We start from the raw sequence: 14,969 nt of genomic DNA on the forward strand, positions 1-14,969 counted from the left end.
CGGTGGCCTCACCGCCGAGTCCGCACGCTGAGGACCGGGATCGCCGGGGCGCTCGCCGCGGTGAGGGCCGCGGCCGTCCACATCAGCCACTGGTTGTTCTCGAGCCAGGACTCCATGTCGTCAGGGTAGAGACCGGCGCCGAGGTGGTGGGCGAAGAAGACCGCGCAGACCAGGAGGAAGACGGCCGTGTTGGCCGTCAGCAGTATGCGCAGGGGTCTGGTGTCCATGTACGGCGCTCCGGGGTCGAACAGCAGAGTGTCCCTCGTAGTGTTCTGCCTGGTCAGGGGCGGCACCAGTGACACCGTGTCATGGGTTCACCCCCCCTGGATGTCACCCCGCGGCGATGACGCCACGGCACTGCCGGACGAGCGTGACGACGGCTGAGATCGACGCATGACCTCGACACCAGTCATCGACGTTGAACGCCTCAACCTCAGCTACGGCGACTTCCACGCCGTGAAGGACCTGTCGTTCCAGGTGCGGAAGGGGGAGCTCTACGCGCTGCTCGGCACGAACGGGGCCGGCAAGACCTCGACCCTGGAGACCGTCGAAGGACACCGCGCGGCCACCTCGGGAACCGTGCGGGTCTTCGGGCAGAGCCCCCGCGACCGGCGGTCCGTTCGGCCCAGGATGGGCATCATGCTCCAGGAGAGCGGGTTCTCCCCGGACCTGACGGTGAAGGAATCCGTCCGGATGATCGGAACGCTCTCCCGGCGCGAAGACAGGGTCGAACGCGTCCTCGACCTCGTCGGCCTCACGCACAAGGCGGGCACCAAGGTGTCGCAGCTCTCCGGCGGTGAGAAGCGACGTCTTGACTTCGCAACGGCGGTGTACGGGAAGCCTGAGCTGATCTTCCTCGACGAGCCCACCACCGGCTTGGACATCCAGTCCCGGGACGCCCTGTGGGACGCCGTGGACAAGCTGCGCGAGGACGGTTCCACCATCGTGCTCACCACGCACTACCTGGAGGAGGCCCAGGCCCGCGCCGATCGCATCGGGCTCATGCACAAGGGCGCCTTCCACCAGGAGGGGACCGTCGCCGAACTGACGCGGACCCTGCCGGCCGTCATCCGCTTCTCCCTCCCGGCCACCGCACCGGCGCTGCCGCTGCGGGCCTCGCGTGGGAGTGACGGACGGTTCCTCGTCGAGACGTTCGGCCTTCAGGAGACTCTCTACGCCCTGCTCGACTGGGCGCACGCGAGCGGGCTGGAGCTGGGGGAACTGGAAGCCGGGCCGACCCGGCTCGACGACGTCTTCCGCGCCATCGGCGACGACTAGCCGCTCGCACACACCATCAGCCCCCCTTCGGAACCTCCCAGGAAGAGGCCTTTCACCATGCTCTCAATCGCTCTCGGCGAGCTGATCCAGATCTTCCGGAACCGGCTGGTGCTGGTCACCAGTTTCATCATGCCCACGGCGGTCAGCGCGTTCTTCATCCGCCGGCACGAGGTCTTCGCGGACCTGGGCAGCCTCGGCTACATCGCGGCGGTGGTGGTGTTCACCGTGGGGGCGTTCGGGCTCTACACGACCACGGTGACGACTCTGGCCTCGCGCCGTCAGAACCTCTTCCTCAAGCGGCTGCGTTCCACCCCGGCGGGCGACGCCGGCATCCTCTCCGGCCTGATGCTGCCGGTCACCGTCCTGGCGCTGCTCCAGGTGGTCGCGATCCTCGCCGTGCTGGCCTCGGTCGCCGGCGGACCGGCCGATGTTCCCCTCCTGGCGGCGGCGGTCCTCTCCACGGTCGTCATGATGCTCGGCCTGGGACTGGCCACCGCCGGACTGACGAACTCCCCCGAGCACGCCCAGGTGACGACACTGCCGGTCAGCCTCGGCACCATCGCCGTCGCCAGCTGGGTGGGGATCAGCGGCACCGAGGAACTCACCCTGCTCAAGCGGCTGCTCCCCGGCGGCTCGGCCACGGAGCTGGTCCTCAACGCCTGGAACGGCGGAGTCCCCGTGGCGGACTCGCTGCCCCTGCTGGCGCCCACACTGGGCTGGGTCGCCGTCGCCATCGCGCTGGCGTCCCGCATGTTCCGCTGGGAGCCGCGCCGGTGAGCGGGAACGGGGGGCGGGCAGGGCTCGGACGGGGGGCGCAAACCGAACCGGGGGCAGGGCTCGGTCGGGGTGAGGCCTCAGGCTGTTGGTGTCGGCCAGGGGAAGCGGTCCAGCAGGCGCCGTAGATGCTTCTTGCGGTTTCCCTCCGGCAGCTCCCCGAAGTACGTGCGGAGCCGGTGGACCACTCCGATACCGACCTGCTCCGGGCCGATGACGTCGATGATGTTCTCCAGGGCGCGGATGCCCCGGCTGACGTTGAAGGCGAAGTCGTCCTTCAGGACCGCGTCGAGCAGTGCGTCCAGACAGCGGGGGTCCGGATCGAGGAAGAGGCGGGTGTAGGCGGCGAGCCGCAGTCCGCCGTTCTCCGACTCCAGCCAGGAGGCCAGCGGCGGGTCGGTGAGACGCCCGGTCTCACGGACCAGTTCTCCGAACACCTGCTGCATCAGGCGCGTGCGCTCCTGGCCGGCGGGCAGGTTCCGGCGCAGGGCCAGGTAGTCGGCGGCCAGGCCGTCGACCATCTCCACCGGATCGGTCTTCTGCTCGCCGGAGGTGCGGTCCTGTGCGGCGGTCAGGGCGACCTGGGAGGTGTCGGCGGCTCCTTCCACCGCCCGTTCCAGGCGGGCTGTGACCGCCTCGGTCTCCTCCATCCGCGCGGTCAGCTGCCGGAACTGCACGCCCGCGCCGCCGGGAAGGGTGATGCTGTCGAAGATCCCGCCCAGCCAGGGGACCACGGCGATCACCAGCAGCGTCACCGTCACCGCGTCCAACTCGATGTGCGGCCACACCAGATGGACGACCGCTGCCACGACCGCGATCGCCGTGACAGCCGCGGCCGTGTACCTCCGTCGGCGAGCCTCGCTCCGCGCCCCGGCTGCCCCCGGTTCCCCCTCCGCCATGGGCCCAGCATTCCAGAGTCGCACGGCTGGGCCGGCCGGTGTGGTCTCCCCCGTCCCAGCACCCCGTTCCAGGCCACCGGCATCTGTGCTGGTCAGACCCTGTTCCAGCGTTCCGGCGTCCCACAATCACCGCCGCCTGTGGCGGGCGGGACGGATCGCGGAACAAGCTGCGGTCGTCCCAGCAGCCCGCTGGACGACCCAACTTCCGCACGATGGAGATCTCGATGCGTTCGCGCTTTGCCGCCCGCCCCGCCCGCCTCGCCCTGGCCGCCGTCGCGGTGGTGGCCCTCACCGCCACCGCGACCGCGACCGCCGCTGCCGCCGCCGACAGCCGAGGCAGCACCGCGCGGGCCTGCGTCACCAAGGACCTGACCTTCAAGATCACCACGGAGACGCAGGCGGGTGGCTACTACCTCCTCACCGCCAAGGCCAAGCCGGGCGTCACCTGCTCCCTGAAGGGTGTCTTCCCCTCCGCGTCGTTCGGCTCAGCCGCCGACACCGAGGTGGCACCGGCCGAGCACGCCGTCAGCGAGGACGTCGTCCTCTCCGGCTCCACCCGGGCCTACGCCGGCATCAACCCCAAGACCACCAACAACGACTACGGCAAGGAGTTCGAGCGGATCCACCTGTCCGTCGCGGGCGACGAGGCCAACTCCATCAGCCTCGACCTCCCCGACACCGCCCTGGTCGACAGGCCCGTCGCCACCAACTGGCACGCCGACCCGGCCGACGCCGTCCCGTTCTCCGGCTGACACGCACACCGGGCGCCTCCGCCGCGCCCTCATGACAAGACCGCACCCCCGGCCGGCGTACGCACCGTCGGCCGGGGGTGTCCAGGTGATGACCACCGACGCGGACGCGGCGGTCTGGGTGGTGGTGCTCGACGGAGAGGCGTACGTCCGCTCGGCGTTCGGGCGGCGCAGTGTCTGGTACCGCCGGGTCCTGCGGCACGCGGACACGGAGGTGGAGGCGGCCGGGGTCCGGCTGCCCGTCACCCTCCGGCCGGTGGACGACCCCGAGCTCGTCGGGCGCGTCTCCGCCGCCTACCGTGCCAAGTACGGGCCGGTCTGGCCCGGCCCTGTGGAGTCCATGAACGGACCCGAGGCCGCGGTCACCACCATGCGGCTAGCGAAGGCCGGGCAGGTCCCGCAGTTGCCTGCGTGAGGTGAGCCCGAGCTTGCGGAAGATGTTGCGCAGATGCGCGTCGACCGTCCGCGGGCTGAGGAACAGCTTCGCCGCCACCTCCTTGGAGGTGGCGCCGTCGGCGACCAGACGCGCGATGTGCACCTCCTGCATCGTCAGCTGATCCGACGCCGTCGACGTACGGCTGCGGGCCTGCTCGCCCGTGGCGCGCAACTCGCCGGCCGCCCGCTCGGCGAACGCCTCCATGCCGAGGCCGGACAGCGACTCATGGGCAGGGCGCAACGCCGCCCGGGCGTCACGCCGTCGGCCCTGACGGCGCAGCCACTCCCCGTACAGCAGTTGTGCCCGGGCGCGGTAGACGACCAGCGCGCTGCCGTCGAGGAGGCCGATCGCCTCCTGGTAGGCGGACTCGTCCCCGGTCACCAGCGCCCGCGCACCGGCCTCGACGCCGAGACCCCAGGCGTGCCCGCCCGCCCGGGTGCGCTCTTGGAGGGAGGCGAGAGCCGCGGCGGCGGCCTCGGTCTCGCCGCACCGCACGGCCGCCTCCACCAGCTCGGGCAGGGCAAGGCGCGCCGTGCCGACGGCGCCGTACTCGACCGCCTGAAGGAAACAGCGGAGTAGCGCCGTTTTGGGCGAGTTACGCATTCGGTCCTGGTTCGTTCAGCAGTGCATGACCAACACGCGACGCACGCTCGCTGCCCTGGCACTCGCAGGAGCCGCCCTGACCACTGCCAGCACAGCCCACGCCGCCGACCCCGGCGACAAGGGCGAGCAGACCAGGGACCACTCCAGCAGCACTGCCGTAAGCACGAGCGGGGACAACATCTTCAGCAAAGCCACCAAGGCCCTCAACCCGCTCACCAGCCTCCTCCCGGTGAACATCAACGACCTGGGCCGCTAGACGCGTCTCTCGCCCGGGAGTACTCGAGCCCCGGGGATCTCATGAAGATCCCCGGGGCCGACCCATGGGCAGAGGAATCGCCGCACAAGCGCCACCACCTCCCCGTCTGCAAGGTACGAACACCAGCAGATCGACGACCTCCTGCGTGACACAGAGGAGACAGAGGAGAGCGGAACCTCCCTCTTCGGCTGGTTCAATGAGCACGCGCGGCGACGAGCACCCGGCGCGGCCCGCAACGGAGGAGTCTTTGTGACACTGCAGGACATCGCGGCACGGCTCGGTTCGCTGCTCCGCGCCGGCGGTCTGTCCGTCAGCACGGCGGAATCCCTCACCGGCGGCATGCTCGGCGCGACGATCACCGGCACCCCCGGCGCGTCGGACTACTACCGCGGGGGCGCGATCACATACGCGACGGATTCCAAGGCGACGATCCTCTCCGTCGCCGAGACGACCCTCGCCTCCGACGGCCCGGTGAGCCCTGCGACGGCCGAGCAGATGGCGCGCGGCGTACGGGAGTTGTTCGGCAGTTCCCTCGGAGTCTCGACCACCGGCGTCGCCGGCCCCACCGGCCAGGACGGCAAGCCCGTGGGACTCGTCTACATCGGCGTCTCCGACGGGGAGCGCACGGTCAGCCACGAGTTCAGAAGCACCGGCTCGACCCGCGACGAGGTGCGCCGCCAGGCCGTGGAGCGGGCACTGACCCTGCTCGCCGACCACCTGGACCGGCACCACGACACACCACCCCTGACGTAACCCTGAGACACCCCCCAGACCTCCCCCATCTGTCCCCCATCCGCCCCCGATATGTGTCAGAAATCTTTGACAGGTATCAGAGGGCGCTGTCAGCCTTTTCTGACAGGTACGACGGAAAGGGGCGCGATGCCCGAGGTCCCGCCTCCGGCACCGACGGGCGACGAGTTGCTGAAGGTGCTCTCCGCCCTGGGCAACCCGCACCGCTTGCGGATCGTCGCGGCGCTGCTGGAGAGCCGGAACTACGTCAGCGCGCTGGCGCGCGAGATCGGGATGAGCCGTCCACTGCTGCACATGCACCTCCAGCGGCTGGAGGCGGCCGGGCTGGTCGTCGGCACGCTCGAACTCTCGGAGGACGGCAAGGCGATGAAGTACTTCGATGTCACGCCGTTCTTCTACGAGTTGACCCCCGGCGTCATCGCCCGGGCGTCCGCGTCGCTCAGCGAGTCCGAGAAGACCGAGGCCGAGAAAGAGGAAGCGAAGTGAATGGGGAACAGGTGACGCTCGCCGACAGCGCCGACGCCGTGAACGCGCTGGTCGGGGCCGTGGCCGCGGGCGGGCTCTTCACTCTGCTGATCGTGATCGTCTGGCAGGCCGCCGCCACCTGGCGGGCCCGGATGCTGGCCGCGCGCGAGCAGCAGTACAAGGACCTCGCGGCCAAGTACGCCCAGCTCCTCGAGGACACCGTGGAACTGCAGCGCCGCACGATCGAGGGACAGCGGCAGACCCTCGACGAGCTGACGCAGACCCGGCTGTCGGTGTCCTCGATGGAGAAGATGATGCGCGAGATCGAGTAGCGCCCCGAGGCGCACCGAGAGAGGCGTACGGCCGGGAGCGGCAACTCCCGGCCGTACAGCGGAAGAACACACCCTTCGGACACACCACCCGTACGCCACGGCAGGTCGTCACACCCGAAAGCGCCGTGGTGCGGGTCCCATGCGCCCTGGTGCCGGTCGTCGAACGACCGGCGGCGCGCTCCCTACCGTAAGGAGACTACTCATGCGTGCGCTGCTCCAGCACGTCGCCCGCGCGCCCGCCGGGCGCCGCGGCAAGTGGCTGGCCCTGGCGGCCTGGCTGATCCTGGCGGTCGCCCTGGGCCCGCTGGCCGGCAAGCTCGGCGACGTCGAGGAATCCGGGCCCAACGCCTTCCTGCCGCGCGGCGCGGAGTCCGCGCTGGTCAACACGGAGCTGGAGAAGTTCCGTACGGACACGGTGATGCCGGCCGTCGTCGTGTACACCGGCGACGGGGCGGAAGCCGCCGCGACGACAGACCGCGACGGCTTCGCCCGGTACGTCCCCGACGGTCAGGAGGTCTCGCGGCCGATCCCGTCCGAGGACGGCAAGGCCCTGATGACGATCGTCCCGCTGGACGGCGAGGACGGCATCACGGACAAGGTCGACGAGCTGCGTGCGGTGGCCGGCGCCAACGCCCCGCCCGGCGTGGACGTCGAGGTCGGCGGCCCCGCCGGCTCACTCGCCGACTCGGTGGCGGTCTTCGACGGCCTCGACACGACTCTGCTGCTGGCCACCGGCCTGGTGGTGGCCGTCCTCCTGCTGCTCACGTACCGCAGCCCGGTCCTGTGGCTGCTGCCCCTGGTGGCGGTGGGCTTCGCGGCGGTCCTCACCCAGGTGGTCACGTACCTGCTGGCCAAGCACGCCGGGCTTCCGGTCGATCCGCAGAGCGCGGGCGTGCTCATGGTCCTCGTCTTCGGCGTCGGCACGGATTACGCCCTGCTCCTCATCGCCCGGTACCGCGAGGAACTGCACCGCCACGAGGACCGTCACGAGGCGATGCGGATCGCGCTGCGCCGCTCCGGACCGGCGATCCTGGCCTCCGCCGCCACCATCGCCGTCGGCCTGTCCTGCCTGGCGTTCGCCGACATCAACTCTTCCCGTTCGCTGGGGCTGGTGGGCGCGGTGGGCGTCGTCTGCGGCTTCCTCGCCATGGTCACCGTGCTTCCGGCGCTGCTCGTCATCACGGGCCGCTGGGTGTTCTGGCCCTTCGTGCCGCACCACGGCACGCCCGTCCGCAAGCCGCGCACCATCTGGTCCCGGGTCGGGTCCTCCGTAGCCCTGCGTCCCCGCTGGTCATGGCTGGCGTCGGTCGCCGTCACCGGCGTGCTCACGCTGAGCGCGGTGGGCGTCAACATGGGCCTGACACAGGCGGAGATGTTCCAGGACAAGCCCGAGTCGGTCGTGGCCCAGGAGAGGATCTCGGCGCACTACCCGTCGGGCGCCTCCGACCCGGCGGACATCGTCACGCGCACCGACCGCACCGCCGAGGTCAGGGCGGCAGCGTCCTCGGTGGCCGGCGTGGCCCGGGTCGAGAACGAGACCGCCCGCACGCCGGGCGGCGAACTCACCACGCTCTCGGTGGTCTTGAAGGACGCCCCGGACAGCCGGGCCGCCAAGGACACGATCGACGCCCTGCGCGACGCGGTACACCCGATGAACGCTCTGGTCGGTGGTACGACCGCGGAGGCCCTCGACACCCAGCGGGCCGCCGGCCGCGACCTGACGACGGTCGTTCCGATCGTGCTCCTCGTCGTCCTGGGCGTCCTGATCCTTCTGCTGCGGGCCCTGATCGCCCCGCTTCTGCTCCTGGCCACGGTCGTGCTGTCGTACGCAGCGGCCCTCGGCGCCTCGAATCTCCTCTTCGAACACGTCCTGGACTTCGCGGGCGTCGACTGGTCGATCCCGCTGATGGGCTTCGTGTTCCTGGTGGCCCTCGGCATCGACTACAACATCTTCCTGATGCACCGGGTGAAGGAGGAGACCGGGAAGCTGGGCCACCACCACGGCGTCCTGGAGGGCCTGACCAGCACCGGCGGCGTCATCACCTCGGCGGGCATCGTCCTGGCCGCGACCTTCGCGATCTTCGCCGGCCTGCCGCTGGTGACGATGGCCCAGCTGGGCGTCCTGGTCGGCATCGGCGTCCTCCTGGACACCTTCCTCGTCCGCACGATCCTGGTCCCCGCCCTCGCCCTCGACCTGGGCCGCTGGTTCTGGTGGCCGGGCCGCCTCTTCCACACCCTCCCCACCACACGAACCACCTCCGAGACCCCCCTCTCCCACAACGTGGCGTGAGCCCCCGGCGGCTCCTCCTGACGGAAGACGGGAGGAGCCGCCGAACAGACGGGTCGGGCGCCTGCGACTGCAAGTCCATCAGTGGACGAGGTCTTCTTCCTGCACCACGCCAACGCCGTCGGATCGACGACCCGCTCATCTCGCCCCTCGGCGCGGACGCCACTGAATCGGCACGCCCAGGGGGCCGCCGACACCCATCAGGTGGCTGAAAAACAGCAACAAGGAGGGGGTCGCGGGCGCCGGGAAACCCGTTTCGGCGCGGGCGAATGTGAAGACACACTCCACCGCACCCCATCACTCCAGCGCAGCGGCGGTGCCGAGTGTCACACATTCCGATCCGTGCGATGTTCTGCTTGTTTGCGGCACATCCGAGGCTTCTGTTGTGACTACACTCGCCGCCCATGCAGGAGCTCGCCCCAAAGACAAACCATCAGAAAACGCTTCAACGTTCATCAGGCCTCGACGGCGTCGCCCCGCATGTGAAAAGGGTGTGCCGTATGGCCGAAACCGTCGTCCGCACGGTCAGACGGAGAGGCGGCCCCGCGACAGGCCCTGATGGCGCTGTGATGAACGCCATATCCGGGACGGCTGCGTGAGGCGCTCGGCACATCGTCGGCACGCCCGTTCCCGCGACCCCCGCGGACACTGGCGGCTGCTCGCCCTGACCCTGTCCGTCGTCTTCGTCATCCTGCTCTTCGAGGGCTGGACCGTCCACGAGGTGGACGCCGCCAAGACGCGCCGCCCGTGCACCGAACCCGTGCCCAAGGCCGTGGACAACAGCGGCCCTGTCCTGCGCGGCATCGACGGGGACGACAAGGTGTCCTCCGCCGCCGCGCCCCCGCGCACCGTCGCCCTCACCTTCGACGGCGGCCCCGACCCCGAGTGGACGCCACGCCTGCTGGACCTGCTGCGCGAGCACCACGCCCACGCCACGTTCTTCGTGTTCGGCGCCCAGGCGGCACGCCACCCGGATCTCGTCCGGCGGATCCTCGCCGAGGGCCACGAGATCGGCTCCAGCACCTACACGGGAGCCGACCTCGGTTCCTCCTCGCGCGTCCGCTTCGCAATGGAACTGGGCCTCACCCAGAAGACCCTCGCGGGCACGGCCGGCATCCGCACCGACCTGCTGCGGATGCCGATGACCACCGAGGTGGACACCCTGTGCGGCGCCGAGTGGCAGGCCGCCCGGAAGGCCTCCGACGAGGGCTACGCGCTGGTCGCCGCCGACCGCCCGACCCGTGACCCGGCACGCGGCCTGATCCGGCAGTTCAGCCAGACGGAACTCGCCTACGACGAGACGAAGCAGCTGCTCGACCACCCGCACGCCGACCGGTTCACCACCGTGACCGACGCGGTCGGCATGCCACCCGCCGACTCCCCGGTGCCCACCGCCGAACGATGGCAGGGCAAGGCCCTGAACTGGACCGTGCAGGCCGGGAACGCCTTCACGCACATCATGATCTGGGTGCTGGGCGTGGCCGGAACACTGGGCCTGCTGCGGCTGCTGTCGCTGGCCTTCTTCGCCCGCACCCATGTCCGGCGCCTCACCCGCCTGCGCCCCGGCGCGCCCTGGCTGCGAGAGGTCAACGCCCCCGTGACGGTGCTGGTGCCCGCGTACAACGAAGCGGCCGGCATCGAGTCCACCGTCCGCTCCCTGCTGGCGTCCACACATCAGTACCTCGAGATCATCGTGATCGACGACGGCTCGACGGACGAGACGGCGGACCTCGCCACCTGGATCAACGACCCCCGGGTGCGCGTGATCCGGCAGCCCAACTCGGGCAAGGCGGCCGCGCTCAACACCGGCCTGGCCCACGCCCGGTACGACATCGTGGTGATGGTCGACGCCGACACCGTCTTCGAGCCGGACGCCGTGTACCGGCTCGTCCAGCCGCTCGCGCACCCGGCCGTCGGCGCCGTCAGCGGCAACACCAAGGTCGGCAACCGCCGCGGTCTGCTCGGCAGATGGCAGCACCTGGAGTACGTCTTCGGCTTCAACCTCGACCGGCGCATGTTCGAGGTGCTGGAGTGCATGCCGACCGTCCCGGGCGCCATCGGGGCCTTCCGCCGGGACGCCCTCATGGGCGTCGGCGGGGTCAGCGAGGACACCCTCGCCGAGGACACCGACCTGACGATGGCCCTGTGGCGGGCCGGCTGGCGGGTGGTCTACGAGGAGTCGGCCGTCGCCTGGACCGAGGTACCCACGTCCCTGCGGCAGTTGTGGCGGCAGCGCTACCGCTGGTGCTACGGCACGCTGCAGGCGATGTGGAAACACCGCCGGGCCGTCGTCGAAGTGGGCGCGGCCGGACGTTTCGCCCGCCGCGGGCTGAGCTACCTGACGGTCTTCCAGGTGGTCCTGCCGCTGCTGGCGCCGGTGGTCGACCTCTTCGCGGTGTACGGGGCGCTCTTCGCCGACCCCGCGCGGGCGGCGGGCGTATGGCTCGCCTTCCTGCTGGTCCAGCTGATGTGTGCCGGTTACGCGTTGAGACTCGACGGCGAGCGGCTGCGGGCACTGTGGTCGATGCCGTTGCAGCTCTTCGTCTACCGGCAGTTGATGTACCTGGTGGTCATCCAGTCCGTGGTCGCCTTCCTGCTCGGCACCCGGCTGAAGTGGCACCGCATGCAGCGTTCCGGCACGGCTGCCGCCCAGCAGCTCCAGCAGCCGGTCGCCGAACGACAGCTGTCATCGAGGTGATGGAGGGATGGTTCACCCCATGAGTGACGGACCGGGCATGTGGCCCGGCACCGGCCGGCGGAACGAGGACGGGGAGACCCCGGCATCCCGGGCGGTCACGGGCCGGGTGTGGCAGAACGGCACGGGGCCGCCTCCACCTCCGGCACCCGTCCGGCCTTACGACCCGACGCCCGTCCGGCCGTACGAGGGATACATCGTCGGGCCGTACCCGTACGACGGCCACGACACCGCAGGCCTCGGGCCGTACTCATACGACGCCCCGGCTCCGGCACCGACTCCGGTACCGACACCGGCACCGGCACCGATTCCGTACGACGGTCCTCCAGTCGATGAGCCGGGCCCCGGCCCCGCGCCCGGTACCGGTGCCGGTGCCGCCCGCGGCGGACATAGCACCAGCACCCGCCCCCCTCGGATGCGGCCCGGCCGGTTCCGGCGGGTCGTGCGCCTGCTGGCGGTACTGCTCTGCGCCCTGGTCCTCACCGGCGCGGGCACATACGCCTGGGCCGACTTCGAGCTCGACAGATCGGTCGATCTGGGCGGGGGCACGGACCGCCCGGCGCAGGGAAAGGGCACGAACTACCTCATCGTGGGCTCGGACGGCCGGGACGGTCTGTCCGAGCAGGCCAGGAAGGAGCTGCACACCGGCACGGCCGGAGGCAGCCGCACCGACTCGATGATGATCCTGCACACCGGCGCGCACGGGGCCACGATGGTGAGCCTGCCGCGCGACTCCTGGGTGACCATCCCGTCGTACACCGACCCGGACACCGGCAAGTTCCACCGGGCGGCGAAGAACAAGCTGAACGCGGCCTACGCACTCGGCGGGCCCAGGATGCTGGCGCGGACCGTCGAGCGGAACACGGGCCTGCGCATCGACCACTACGCGGAGATCGGCTTCGCGGGGTTCGTCGGCGTCGTGGACGCGGTGGGCGGTGTGGAGATGTGCGTGGACCGGAACATCGACGACCCCAAGTCGGGACTGAAGCTGAGGAAGGGCTGTCACGACCTGACCGGCGCCCAGGCCCTGGCGTTCGTCCGCCAGCGGCACCAGGAGGCGGACGGTGACCTGGGACGCTCCAGGAACCAGCGCAAGTTCCTCTCCGCCCTGGCCGCAAGGGCCGCTGCGCCCGGCGTCGTGCTCGACCCGTTCCGTACGTATCCCGCCCTGGGCGCGGGGCTGGACACCCTCGTCGTGGACAAGCACATGGAACTGCCGAGGCTGCTCTCGCTGCTGCGGGCGATGCGGAGCGTCTCGGGAGGCGAGGGCAGGCAGCTCACCGTCCCCGTGGTCTCGCCCGGCTTCCGCGCGGCCGGCGGGAGCGCCCTGAAGTGGGACGGGGCGAAGGCACAAAAGCTCTTCGGAGAGTTGCGGACCGACCGGCCCGTGAGCGCCCAGGAGAAGGGCTGACCGGCCAGGAGGGCTGTGGGCGGCCGGGCCCCGCGCAGTGGACGGAACCCGGCCGCCCCGTCCCTCTCCGCCCCACTCCCGGGGGGAGTCAGGAGCGGCACGGAGAGAGCTGTGGGGACGGATCGACGCCGCCGGACCGCCCGGCGCGGACGCTGTACCCACCCAGCGCACTGCAGGTGCGGAACGTCACCCGAGTGACGCATGGTGACACTTCCGCGGGATCGGACGCTGGTCATCATGGGGCTGTCGAAGCGAACGGGGCGCGTCGGGCGGCACTGGCAATGAACCCGGCGCGAACGAGGACGGTCTTGGGTCAGGAACGGCAATCCCGCCACACACACGTCCTCGACGAGGAACTGGGCGCGGCCGTCGCACGGGCCCAGGACGGTGACGAGGCCGCGTTCACGGTGCTCTACCGGATCGTGCAGCCGGGCCTGCTCGGCTATCTGCGCGGACTCATCGGCGAGGACGCGGAGGACGTGGCGTCCGACGCCTGGCTGCAGATCGCGCGGGACCTCGGACGGTTCAAGGGCGACGGGCCCGGTTTCCGCGGCTGGACGGCGACCATCGCCCGGCATCGGGCCCTGGACCATCTGCGTCGCCGGAGCGTGCGCCCCAGGGCGGGGGCGATCGAGCAGGACGTCCTGGACCTGCCCGGCCCGCACAGCACCCATGAGCAGGCCCTGGAGTCCCTCTCCACCGAGCGGGCCCTGGACCTGGTGCGCGGGCTGCCGCGGGACCAGGCGGAGGCCGTGCTCCTGCGCGTCATCGTCGGCCTGGACGGCCCCGCTGCCGCGCGTGTCCTCGGCAAGCGCCCCGGTGCGGTGCGTACCGCCACCTACCGGGGGCTGAAACGTCTCGCCCGCCAGCTGGGCGCCGGGCGGGAAACGGAAGAGGGTGTGACGGATGCGACATCCCCGACGCTGGAGAGTCGACATGAGTCACGACGGCGCCAGTGGACGGGCGGTCCGGTGACACCCGGCATCCCGGACACTTCCAATGGAACGGGCAGGAACGGACAACGGACATGGGTGATCTGAGCCGCGACGGAGTCACGGGCCGTCGACGTGTGCATCCCGGCGAGGCCGTGCCCGGCCCGTGGGTCCTGCGGGACGGGACCGAGCTGCCGACGGCCCTGGCCGCCGCCCTGCTCACGGGTGATCCCGGCCCGGAGGCCGAGCAGCGGGCCGTGGCCGCCTTCCGGACCGCCGTTGACGCCGGGACGCCCCGGGCGCGCACCCGGAGCCGGGACGACTGGCGTCCGGCCGCCGAGCGGAGGGCCGGGCGCCCGGTGAAGACGGTGTTCGCCGCCGCGTTCACCAGCATCGCGCTGGGCGGGGTGGCGGTCGCCGCCATCGGTTCGGTCGATACGTCCACGCCCGGCGCCGGGCAGCGGACCGCGCGCCCCTCCGTGGCCGCCTCCGCAGGGGCGGGCGGCACGGCCTCGCCGACTCCGTCCGGCAGCCCGGGCCACCGGGACGGCTCGTCCTCCGCCCGGGACACCGAGGCCCACTGCCGGGCCTACGAGCAGGTCAAGGACCGCGGCAAGGCCCTCGACGCGACGGCCTGGAAGCGGCTCGTCGCGGCGGCCGGCGGCGAGGGCGAGGTCGACGCGTACTGCGCCGAACGACTGGCGCGCGCGTCGGCCGCGCCGAACGGATCCCACAAGACGAACGACCCCGGCGAGGGCGGCGCGGACGCCGGCTCGGGAACGGGCACGGGCTCAGGAGCGGGCGCCGGTTCCGGGGCGGGCGCCGGCTCGGGAGCGGGTGCCGGCTCAGGTACGGGCGCGGACTCGGGGACGGGTGCCGGCTCAGGTACGGGCGCGGGCTCGGCGGGGAACGCAGGTACGTCGGGCAAGGAGAACACCGGCAGCGGCCGGGCGGGCGGCGGCAAGGGCGAGTAGCCCCCTGCACCCCTTCGCCGGCCGGGCCGGCGCATCACCGCAGCAACCACGCCGTGGCGAGGGCCGTCGGCATGCCCTGTGACGAATGCGGCGCCTCATCCGATGTGTAAGTAGTGAAGGAATTGAGT

At 71.2% G+C, this 14,969-nt stretch carries 16 protein-coding genes; 13 read left to right on the forward strand and 3 right to left on the reverse strand.

Annotation, left to right across the window (positions count from 1 at the left end):
• Nucleotides 1-8: 8 nt before the first annotated feature.
• Nucleotides 9-227 carry a hypothetical protein gene (locus AC07DF_RS31155; RefSeq protein ID WP_478978816.1) on the reverse strand — a complete coding sequence of 73 codons (219 nt, stop codon included), beginning with the start codon at nt 225-227 and terminating at the stop codon, nt 9-11.
• Nucleotides 228-393: 166 nt separating this feature from the next.
• Here AC07DF_RS31155 and AC07DF_RS31160 point away from each other — a divergent pair, with 166 nt between their 5' ends.
• Nucleotides 394-1,278, forward strand: coding sequence for an ABC transporter ATP-binding protein (locus AC07DF_RS31160; protein WP_478978819.1), 885 nt, complete (start codon nt 394-396; stop codon nt 1,276-1,278).
• Between the two features lie 57 nt (nt 1,279-1,335).
• Nucleotides 1,336-2,055: an ABC transporter permease gene (locus AC07DF_RS31165; RefSeq protein ID WP_478978822.1), complete on the forward strand. Its 720-nt coding sequence runs from the start codon at nt 1,336-1,338 to the stop codon at nt 2,053-2,055.
• 77 nt (nt 2,056-2,132) lie between these two features.
• On the opposite strand, the gene AC07DF_RS31170 is transcribed toward AC07DF_RS31165, so the two are convergent.
• On the reverse strand, nt 2,133-2,951 hold the full coding sequence (locus AC07DF_RS31170; protein ID WP_478978825.1) for a hypothetical protein: 819 nt from the start codon (nt 2,949-2,951) through the stop codon (nt 2,133-2,135).
• A 224-nt stretch (nt 2,952-3,175) separates the two neighbouring features.
• On the opposite strand from AC07DF_RS31170, the gene AC07DF_RS31175 reads away from it, so the two are divergent.
• Both AC07DF_RS31175 and AC07DF_RS31180 read left to right on the forward strand, forming a co-directional pair.
• Nucleotides 3,176-3,703: a DUF4232 domain-containing protein gene (locus tag AC07DF_RS31175; protein WP_478978828.1), complete on the forward strand. Its 528-nt coding sequence runs from the start codon at nt 3,176-3,178 to the stop codon at nt 3,701-3,703.
• An 88-nt stretch (nt 3,704-3,791) separates the two neighbouring features.
• Nucleotides 3,792-4,115: a DUF2255 family protein gene (locus AC07DF_RS31180; protein WP_478978830.1), complete on the forward strand. Its 324-nt coding sequence runs from the start codon at nt 3,792-3,794 to the stop codon at nt 4,113-4,115.
• On the opposite strand, the gene AC07DF_RS31185 is transcribed toward AC07DF_RS31180, so the two are convergent.
• On the reverse strand, nt 4,077-4,739 hold the full coding sequence (locus AC07DF_RS31185; protein ID WP_478978833.1) for a helix-turn-helix transcriptional regulator: 663 nt from the start codon (nt 4,737-4,739) through the stop codon (nt 4,077-4,079). The two genes, AC07DF_RS31180 and AC07DF_RS31185, sit on opposite strands and share 39 nt — an antisense overlap.
• Nucleotides 4,740-4,764: 25 nt before the next feature.
• On the opposite strand from AC07DF_RS31185, the gene AC07DF_RS31190 reads away from it, so the two are divergent.
• From AC07DF_RS31190 to AC07DF_RS31230, 9 genes are all read left to right on the forward strand, one after another.
• Nucleotides 4,765-4,995, forward strand: coding sequence for a hypothetical protein (locus AC07DF_RS31190; RefSeq protein ID WP_478978836.1), 231 nt, complete (start codon nt 4,765-4,767; stop codon nt 4,993-4,995).
• 249 nt (nt 4,996-5,244) lie between these two features.
• Nucleotides 5,245-5,748 carry a CinA family protein gene (locus AC07DF_RS31195; RefSeq protein ID WP_478978839.1) on the forward strand — a complete coding sequence of 168 codons (504 nt, stop codon included), beginning with the start codon at nt 5,245-5,247 and terminating at the stop codon, nt 5,746-5,748.
• Between the two features lie 126 nt (nt 5,749-5,874).
• Nucleotides 5,875-6,231: an ArsR/SmtB family transcription factor gene (locus tag AC07DF_RS31200; protein WP_478978842.1), complete on the forward strand. Its 357-nt coding sequence runs from the start codon at nt 5,875-5,877 to the stop codon at nt 6,229-6,231.
• Nucleotides 6,228-6,542 carry a hypothetical protein gene (locus AC07DF_RS31205; RefSeq protein WP_478978845.1) on the forward strand — a complete coding sequence of 105 codons (315 nt, stop codon included), beginning with the start codon at nt 6,228-6,230 and terminating at the stop codon, nt 6,540-6,542. Before AC07DF_RS31200 ends, AC07DF_RS31205 begins: the two co-directional genes overlap by 4 nt.
• A gap of 202 nt (nt 6,543-6,744) precedes the next feature.
• Nucleotides 6,745-8,832: an MMPL family transporter gene (locus AC07DF_RS31210; protein ID WP_478978848.1), complete on the forward strand. Its 2,088-nt coding sequence runs from the start codon at nt 6,745-6,747 to the stop codon at nt 8,830-8,832.
• A 592-nt stretch (nt 8,833-9,424) separates the two neighbouring features.
• Nucleotides 9,425-11,527, forward strand: a complete 2,103-nt coding sequence (locus AC07DF_RS31215; RefSeq protein WP_478978851.1) for a bifunctional polysaccharide deacetylase/glycosyltransferase family 2 protein — start codon at nt 9,425-9,427, stop codon at nt 11,525-11,527.
• 19 nt (nt 11,528-11,546) lie between these two features.
• A complete protein-coding gene (locus AC07DF_RS31220) occupies nt 11,547-12,935 on the forward strand; it encodes an LCP family protein (protein ID WP_478978854.1) in 1,389 nt (462 codons plus the stop codon).
• A 308-nt stretch (nt 12,936-13,243) separates the two neighbouring features.
• Nucleotides 13,244-13,975: an RNA polymerase sigma factor gene (locus AC07DF_RS31225; RefSeq protein ID WP_478978857.1), complete on the forward strand. Its 732-nt coding sequence runs from the start codon at nt 13,244-13,246 to the stop codon at nt 13,973-13,975.
• The gene (locus tag AC07DF_RS31230; RefSeq protein WP_478978860.1) at nt 13,963-14,841 is read left to right on the forward strand and encodes a hypothetical protein; all 879 of its coding nucleotides are present in this window, start codon (nt 13,963-13,965) and stop codon (nt 14,839-14,841) included. Before AC07DF_RS31225 ends, AC07DF_RS31230 begins: the two co-directional genes overlap by 13 nt.
• The last annotated feature ends 128 nt before the right edge of the window (nt 14,842-14,969 follow it).

Source organism: Streptomyces sp. NPDC044719 (genome assembly GCF_056433405.1).

What these genes read in the sequence shown, in the direction of transcription:
- AC07DF_RS31155 (WP_478978816.1), bottom strand. Translation starts at nt 227, where the DNA reads ATGGACACCAGACCCCTGCGCATACTGCTGACGGCCAACACGGCCGTC.
- AC07DF_RS31160 (WP_478978819.1), top strand. Translation starts at nt 394, where the DNA reads ATGACCTCGACACCAGTCATCGACGTTGAACGCCTCAACCTCAGCTAC.
- AC07DF_RS31165 (WP_478978822.1), top strand. Translation starts at nt 1,336, where the DNA reads ATGCTCTCAATCGCTCTCGGCGAGCTGATCCAGATCTTCCGGAACCGG.
- AC07DF_RS31170 (WP_478978825.1), bottom strand. Translation starts at nt 2,951, where the DNA reads ATGGCGGAGGGGGAACCGGGGGCAGCCGGGGCGCGGAGCGAGGCTCGC.
- AC07DF_RS31175 (WP_478978828.1), top strand. Translation starts at nt 3,176, where the DNA reads ATGCGTTCGCGCTTTGCCGCCCGCCCCGCCCGCCTCGCCCTGGCCGCC.
- AC07DF_RS31180 (WP_478978830.1), top strand. Translation starts at nt 3,792, where the DNA reads ATGACCACCGACGCGGACGCGGCGGTCTGGGTGGTGGTGCTCGACGGA.
- AC07DF_RS31185 (WP_478978833.1), bottom strand. Translation starts at nt 4,739, where the DNA reads ATGCGTAACTCGCCCAAAACGGCGCTACTCCGCTGTTTCCTTCAGGCG.
- AC07DF_RS31190 (WP_478978836.1), top strand. Translation starts at nt 4,765, where the DNA reads ATGACCAACACGCGACGCACGCTCGCTGCCCTGGCACTCGCAGGAGCC.
- AC07DF_RS31200 (WP_478978842.1), top strand. Translation starts at nt 5,875, where the DNA reads ATGCCCGAGGTCCCGCCTCCGGCACCGACGGGCGACGAGTTGCTGAAG.
- AC07DF_RS31210 (WP_478978848.1), top strand. Translation starts at nt 6,745, where the DNA reads ATGCGTGCGCTGCTCCAGCACGTCGCCCGCGCGCCCGCCGGGCGCCGC.
- AC07DF_RS31220 (WP_478978854.1), top strand. Translation starts at nt 11,547, where the DNA reads ATGAGTGACGGACCGGGCATGTGGCCCGGCACCGGCCGGCGGAACGAG.
- AC07DF_RS31230 (WP_478978860.1), top strand. Translation starts at nt 13,963, where the DNA reads ATGGGTGATCTGAGCCGCGACGGAGTCACGGGCCGTCGACGTGTGCAT.